7 protein-coding genes, 1 tRNA gene and 1 pseudogene are annotated in these 6660 nt (G+C 62.9%); 5 read left to right on the top strand and 4 right to left on the bottom strand.

Features of this window, described 5'->3' with window-relative positions; genetic code table 11:
- Positions 1-338: 338 nt before the first annotated feature.
- Positions 339-1127, bottom strand: coding sequence for an ABC transporter substrate-binding protein (locus tag FS320_RS35470; RefSeq protein WP_162003454.1), 789 nt, complete (start codon positions 1125-1127; stop codon positions 339-341).
- Between the two features lie 28 nt (positions 1128-1155).
- Positions 1156-2193 carry a GTP 3',8-cyclase MoaA gene (gene moaA, locus FS320_RS35475; RefSeq protein WP_152717063.1) on the bottom strand — a complete coding sequence of 346 codons (1038 nt, stop codon included), beginning with the start codon at positions 2191-2193 and terminating at the stop codon, positions 1156-1158.
- A gap of 94 nt (positions 2194-2287) precedes the next feature.
- Here moaA and FS320_RS35480 point away from each other — a divergent pair, with 94 nt between their 5' ends.
- Positions 2288-2656, top strand: coding sequence for a gamma-butyrobetaine hydroxylase family protein (locus tag FS320_RS35480; protein ID WP_152717059.1), 369 nt, complete (start codon positions 2288-2290; stop codon positions 2654-2656).
- Between the two features lie 121 nt (positions 2657-2777).
- On the opposite strand, the gene FS320_RS35485 is transcribed toward FS320_RS35480, so the two are convergent.
- Positions 2778-3362: a L,D-transpeptidase gene (locus tag FS320_RS35485; protein ID WP_152717060.1), complete on the bottom strand. Its 585-nt coding sequence runs from the start codon at positions 3360-3362 to the stop codon at positions 2778-2780.
- A 247-nt stretch (positions 3363-3609) separates the two neighbouring features.
- Between FS320_RS35485 and FS320_RS35490 the strand changes: the two genes are divergently transcribed.
- Positions 3610-3684: transfer RNA gene (locus FS320_RS35490), tRNA-Val, on the top strand.
- A gap of 112 nt (positions 3685-3796) precedes the next feature.
- On the opposite strand, the pseudogene FS320_RS35495 reads toward FS320_RS35490, so the two are convergent.
- Positions 3797-4480, bottom strand: a pseudogene (locus tag FS320_RS35495) (HAD family hydrolase); the annotation flags it as partial.
- Positions 4481-4571: 91 nt separating this feature from the next.
- On the opposite strand from FS320_RS35495, the gene FS320_RS35500 reads away from it, so the two are divergent.
- The 3 genes from FS320_RS35500 to FS320_RS35510 all read left to right on the top strand — a co-directional run bounded on the left by FS320_RS35500 (position 4572) and on the right by FS320_RS35510 (position 6470).
- Positions 4572-5027: a hypothetical protein gene (locus FS320_RS35500; protein ID WP_152717061.1), complete on the top strand. Its 456-nt coding sequence runs from the start codon at positions 4572-4574 to the stop codon at positions 5025-5027.
- 209 nt (positions 5028-5236) lie between these two features.
- A complete protein-coding gene (gene rpiA, locus FS320_RS35505) occupies positions 5237-5932 on the top strand; it encodes a ribose-5-phosphate isomerase RpiA (RefSeq protein WP_162003455.1) in 696 nt (231 codons plus the stop codon).
- 31 nt (positions 5933-5963) lie between these two features.
- Complete coding sequence (locus FS320_RS35510) at positions 5964-6470, top strand: DUF2059 domain-containing protein (RefSeq protein WP_162003456.1); 507 nt, start codon at positions 5964-5966, stop codon at positions 6468-6470.
- Positions 6471-6660: the final 190 nt, after the last annotated feature.

The following is a 6660-nucleotide window of genomic DNA, read 5'->3' on the forward strand; positions in this document are numbered from 1 at the left end:
ATGCGTTTGCCCGGCAAATGCGGCTCCATCCGATCCCACTGGTGATCTTTCAACATCAGACGAACTCCGCTCACCCAAGCCTCCGCGCCCAAAAGGAGCTTGAATCAGATTTGCGAGTCCGTCGAAAGCCTGAATGTCAACGCGCTCTAGCGCATCGCGCGGAAAAGTGGACCCGGTTTTTCACGATCTTTGGTTCGGGAATGACACAGAGGCCAAGGCCACCCTCTCACGTCATCACCGGCCTCGTGCCGGTGATCCCGATTGTGTCAAGCGCTGCGCTTTTCGGATCGAGACGGCCGGCCTTGTGCCGGCCATGACGGCTGAGGGCAACAACGCCCTTACTTGATGTCGAAGGAAAAATATTTAGCGCGGATCCGATCATAGGTGCCGTCGGCCTTCACCTGCGCGATGGCGCGGTTGAACTGCTCGCGCAGGCTTTCATCCTCCTTGCGCAGGCCGATGCCATAGGCCTCGCGCTTATAGGCGGGCTCTGCCGGCGCGTCGCCGAGGATGTGGCAGCAGGCCCCCTCGCGGCTTTCCAGGAATTTCGAAAGGAGCAGTTCGTCGGCGAAGACGGCATCGATCCGCCCGACGAGAAGATCGAGATTGGCCTCCTCAGCCTTGGCGAAGAGGACGATCTCGGAATCCTTGTAGAAGGTCTTGAGATAGCTTTCGTGATCGGTGCGCTCGATGGTGCCGATCTTTTTTCCGGCCATCGCGGCAGGCGTGACCTCGCCGGGATCCGTCTCCTTGGAACCGATGAAGACCGCCGGGATGCGGTAGTATGGATCAGAGAAGGCGATCCGCTTCTGGCGTCGTTCCGTGATTTCCAGCGACGACATGACCGCGTCGTATTCGCGATTCGCGAGGCCCTTGATGATGCCGTCCCAGGCATGGGGCACCAGTTCGCATGCCGCCTTCATCGCGTCGCAGAGGCTCCTGAGAAGATCGACCTCGAAGCCCTGCAGCTCATTGTTGGCGTCGATGAAGTTGAAGGGCGGATAGGCGCCTTCGATGGCGATGCGGATCGTGGGCTTCGGTGCGGAAGCAGGATCCTGCGCAAGGCTCGCATGGCTCCCGAACGCGATCAGCAGGCCCGCAAGGATCGCCAGCCTTTTGCCGAACATCGAAACTCTCATACTCATCGAAAAGCGCTCAGCCCCCTGTCACGCTCATGTGACGGCTCAGCGCCGGGCGGGCGTGGCGCCGGTCGATGATGAAGTCGTGGCCCTTCGGCTTGCGGGCGATGGCATCGACGATAGACCGTTCGAGAAGCTCGTTGCTTTCGGAGGCGCGCACCGGTGCCCGCAGGTCGGCGGCGTCCTCCTGGCCGAGGCACATGAAGAGCTGGCCAGTGCAGGTGAGGCGCACTCGGTTGCAGCTTTCGCAGAAATTGTGCGTCATCGGTGTGATGAAGCCCAACCGCCCACCGGTCTCCTTCACCCGCACGTAACGCGCCGGCCCGCCGGTGCGATCCGCCAGATCCTCCAGCGTGTAACGCCCGGCGAGGCGGGCGCGCACCAGCGAGAGGGGCAGGAACTGATCGATGCGCTGCCCGTCGATCTCGCCCAGGGGCATCACTTCGATGAGGGTGAGGTCCATGCCGCGCCCATGGGCCCATTCGAGCAGGGCCTCGATCTCGTCCTCGTTGACGCCCTTCAGGGCGACGGTGTTGATCTTGACCTTGAGGCCGGCATTCTGAGCGGCATCGAGCCCCTGAAGCACTTTTGTCAGATCGCCCCAGCGGGTGATGCGGCGGAATTTCTCGGGATCGAGGGTATCGATCGACACGTTGATCCGCTTCACGCCGCAGGCGGCGAGCTCCTTCGCGTGGCGGGCGAGCTGCGAGCCGTTGGTGGTGACGGTAAGTTCGTCCAGGACACCCGAATCCAGGTGCCGGGACAGGGAGCCGAACAGGGTCATGATGTCCCGTCGCACCAGGGGCTCGCCGCCGGTGATGCGCAGCTTGCGCACACCCCGGTCGACGAAGGCCGAGCAGATCCGGTCGATCTCCTCCAGGGTGAGCAGGTCGCGCTTGGGCAGGAAGGCCATGTCCTCGGACATGCAATAGACGCAGCGGAAATCGCAGCGATCCGTCACCGACACGCGAAGATAGGTGATCGCCCGGCCAAACGGGTCCAGGAGGGACCGGCCGGTATCGGAATTCTCGAGATGAGCCGGCAGGGCTCCCATGGCGGAGAAATCCTTGTTCGCGCGAAGACTTGCCTTCAACTTGATGATCAAGCAGTTAGCGTGAAATCGCAAACCAGAAAAGGGGCTCGGGCCTATGACATCTGAGCGCTGGCCGACGGAACTCCGCCTTGCCAAGGACAGGCGCAGCCTGCGCATCGCCTTCGATGACGGCACCGCCTTCGACCTGCCGGCCGAATACTTGAGGGTGACGAGCCCTTCGGCCGAGGTCCAGGGTCACAGCCCTGCCGAGCGCAAGACTGTGCCGGGCAAGCGCGAGGTGGAGATTGTCGGCGTGGAGCCGGTCGGCAATTATGCCGTCAAGCTCGTCTTCGACGACATGCACGACAGCGGGATCTACGGCTGGGACTATCTCTACAGGCTCGGAGCCGAGCAGGGAGAGAAGTGGCAGGCCTATCTCGAGGAACTGGCCGCCAAGGGACTCTCGCGGGATCGGTTGCGCTGAAGCGGACATCGCCACTGTCATCCCACACTCCGCTGCGTGGCCCCGGAATGACAGTGAAGAACGGTTCAGAAGCAGAAATGGCCGGGACGGGCCCGGCCATGACGCGTGGAGTTATGCAGGCTCAGCGCTGAACGACGACCCGCGCGCCCACCCTGGCGCGGCTGTAGAGGTCGGTCACGTCCTCATTGGTCATGCGGATGCAGCCCGAAGAGACGGCCTCGCCGATGGTTTCCGGTTCGTTCGAGCCGTGGATTCGATAGATCGTGCTGCCGATGTAGAGGGCGCGGGCGCCGAGCGGATTGTCCGGTCCACCCTTCATATAGCGGGGTAGGTCGGGACGGCGCTTGAGCATGGATGCCGGGGGACGCCAATCCGGCCATTCGCGCTTCATCGTGACCGAATGGCTTCCGGCCCAGGTGAAGCCCGGTCGGCCTACGCCGACGCCATACTGAATGGCCTGACCGTTACCGAGCACGAACCAGAGACGACGCTCGCTGGTCGACACGACGATGGTGCCGGGCGCGTAGCGGCCGGTGAAGGCGACGACCTCGCGCTGAACCGGCGCGGCCTGGGCCTTCAGGGCCTCTTCAGCGCTGTAGAGCGGCTGGCGGGTGAGAGGATCGATTGCCGTAAATGCCGCAGCCGGCGTCGCGAGAGCGACGAAGGCGCAGGCGAGCCCGGAGAGGGCAACGCGAGTGCGTCCCATTATTGCCTCAGATAGAACATGGTTGATGGCAGGTTCTGCAATTGCTCAACGCAACAGCCCCGCTTCGGATCCAAGCTCTATCAAGGTTTTGCTATAAAATCCTAGTGCAGAAGTGCCTCATTCCCGACACATCGTAAGCAACTGGTTAAAGTCACGGTGCCACAATTTGCGAAACAAAATACTTCGCTCACGCTGCGCTTCTTTGGCTTGACGCCAGGGGTTCTGCGCCTTTAGAAGGCCCTTGTCAGGGCGCGTAGCTCAGCGGGAGAGCATTCGCTTCACACGCGAAGGGTCACAGGTTCAATCCCTGTCGCGCCCACCATTCCTTCCTGACAAGCCAAGCTTCTCCTTCCTGACAAGCCAAGCTTCACTTTTTCGTGTGCAACCGATTGCACGCACGATAGCCTCTGTGCGTCAGGCCGCCAGCGGCCTCTCATGACGGCCTTCACGGCGCCGAACAGATCGTCGAAGTGATCGATGACCAGATCGGGTCCCAGCTCACGGACCGGCACGTCGGTGTAGCCGAACGGGACCGCGACCACCGGGATGCCGGCATTCTGCGCCGTCACGATGTCCGTCCGGGAATCGCCGATCATCACCGCCCGACCGGGATTTCCGCCAGCACGCTCGATGGTCAGGGTCAGGTGGCGTGGATCGGGCTTGAAATAGGGGAACGTGTCGCGGCCGCAGTTGGCCGCAAAGCGGTGGCCGATGCCGAGCTCGTCGAGCAGCTTGACCGAATGCTCCTCGACCTTGTTCGTGCACACCGCCAGGATGAACCCTGCCTCTTCCAGCCGGTCCAAGGCTGCGGCCACGCCCGGATAGAGCTGCGTCCGGAGGCAGATATTCTCGCCGTAATGAACCATGAACTGACGAAACAGCTCGTCGAGACGGGCAGGCGTCAGCTCCTTGCCGGCGGCCTCGAAGCCGCGCTCGATCAGAGCCCGTGCACCGGCGCCAATCATGTCGCGCGCCTTGCCGACCGGAAGGGGGGCGAGCCCCTCCCGCTCAAGGATCACGTTGAGAGTCCCGACGAGGTCGCCGGCCGTGTCTGCCAGGGTTCCATCGAGGTCGAAGACGGCGATGGGCGAGACGATGTGCGGGGTATCAATGGCCATGAAGGTCGGCTACCTGCTGGAGGCAAGGGAATCAAGCCTTGGAATGATATGGTGCCTATGGTTGATTCGATCTTACCGAATGGAGTGGTGAATGCGGCCCCTTGGTTCCGCTGCGTTGATTTTGGCAGTCCTGGCGCTGGGAGGCCTCTCCGGCCCCGCCTTGGCCGCATCTTATGATTTCGTGCCCGCGCCTCAGACCGACCTGAATAGGATTTATAGGATTGATCGGATCACCGGCGAGGTGAGCTCCTGCCAATATGGTCTCCAGGAAGGCACGGTCGGGGTCACCCTCTGCTACAGTGCAGGCGAGGGCGCCGGAGCCCAGCCCCCGGGGGAATATGGGCTTGTCGCCTCCCGTCACGAGCGGGAAGGGGGGGTATTTCGGGTCAATTACCGGACCGGACAGATGAGCATCTGCTACGTTTTCGACGAGCGGGTGGTCTGCACCCCCCAGATGACTCCGTCGCCCGCCGCATCGACGGCTGCACCGACGGCCGCCACGCCGAGCGTCAGCTCGGGTATGGGGGCATCGCCGCAGCGTCCCTGAGGCGTTGGCGCATCAAAGATCCGCCGCATAAGGGATTGAGCGCCGAATCGATCCCAAGTGGATTTGCGCTTTTGGGATCGATGCTCTCGGCGAGGAATTCTGCGACCGACCAAAGGTGAAACGTTCTTTCTTCCAGCCGTCCTGACATGCTAGAGGCGAGCAGAACAGCTTTTCGCAAACCAGAGCGGACGCATTCTTAGAGGATTTCAGTGAGCGACAATCTCAAGCGCGCTGCAGCCGAGAGGGCTGCCGAGCTCGTCACGGATGGCATGAGGCTGGGCTTGGGCACCGGCTCGACTGCGGCGCATTTCGTTGCGGCCATCGGCGAGCGCGTTCGGAACGGGCTCAAGGTGGTGGGCGTCCCCACCTCCGAGGCGACCCGCGACCAGGCGCAGCGCGAGGGCATCCCCCTGTCGACCCTCGACGAGACCCGCGACCTGGACCTGACGGTCGACGGAGCCGACGAGCTCGACGACGATTTACGCCTCATCAAGGGCGGCGGCGGCGCTCTCCTGCGCGAGAAGATCGTCGCCTCCGCGAGCCAGCGGATGATCGTCATTGCCGACGGATCCAAGCATGTCGCGAAGCTCGGCCGCTTTCCGCTCCCGATCGAGGTCGTGCCCTTCGGCCTCACGGCCACCGAGCGGGCCATTGCCAGGCTTCTGGACAGCCTGGGCATGAGCGGCGAACTCCATCTGCGGCATGCTCCCGACGGTGCGGCCTACGTCACGGACGGGGGCCATTTCATTCTCGATGCGCATCTCGGGCGCATCGACAAGCCGAACGTGCTCGCCTCGACGCTCAACAACATTCCCGGCGTCGTGGAGCACGGTCTCTTCATGGGCCTTGCCACTGGGGCGATTCTCGCAACGGGCGACAGGCTTGTCGAACTCGGTCAGCTCTGACCTTAAAGCTATGACGATTGGAGCCACTTCTATGATCCGCAACGCCTCCCGCCTGGCCGCGACCTCGGTCGCATTGTTCATGCTCGCGAGCCCGGCTTTCGCCCAGCAGGCGCAGCAGCCCAGCGCCAGCCACCTTGCCGCTGGCCGCGACGTCGCCATCAGCTCCGGGATGACGGGCGCCTTCGATGCCATGACCGGCCCGCTGCTCAACCAGCTTCAGCAGATGAACGTGACCCGACCGGAGATCCGGCAGGATCTGGATCAGGTCGTGGCCATCCTCCGGCCCGAGGTCGACCAGAAGAAGCAGGAGATGATCGACAGCACCGCTCGGATCTTCACGACGCGGATGACCGAGGCCGAGCTGAAGGAGGTTGCGGCCTTCTACAAGTCTCCGGTCGGCCAGAAATACGTGCTGATCCAGCCCGGTGTCCTCGACGACGTGGTCCGCGATCTCTCCATCTGGTCGCAGCGGACCTCGGAGTTCATCATGGACCGCGCCCGCCAGGAAATGAGCAAGCGCGGGCACCAGCTGAACTGAGATCAATCGTTCTTCCGACATGAAAAAGGCCCGGTTTCCCGGGCCTTTCTTTTTGAGGGTCAGTCCTCGACCGCCTTGAAGCGTCCCAGGCCTTTCAGGAAGAAGGGCAGGATCAGGGCGATCACCGCGATGCCAAGCAGCGTTGCCGAGATCGGGCTCTGCAACAGCACCATCGGGTCGCCCAGACTGA

The sequence above is a fragment of the Microvirga tunisiensis genome (genome assembly GCF_009296175.1).
Taxonomy (GTDB): Bacteria; Pseudomonadota; Alphaproteobacteria; order Rhizobiales; family Beijerinckiaceae; genus Microvirga; species Microvirga tunisiensis.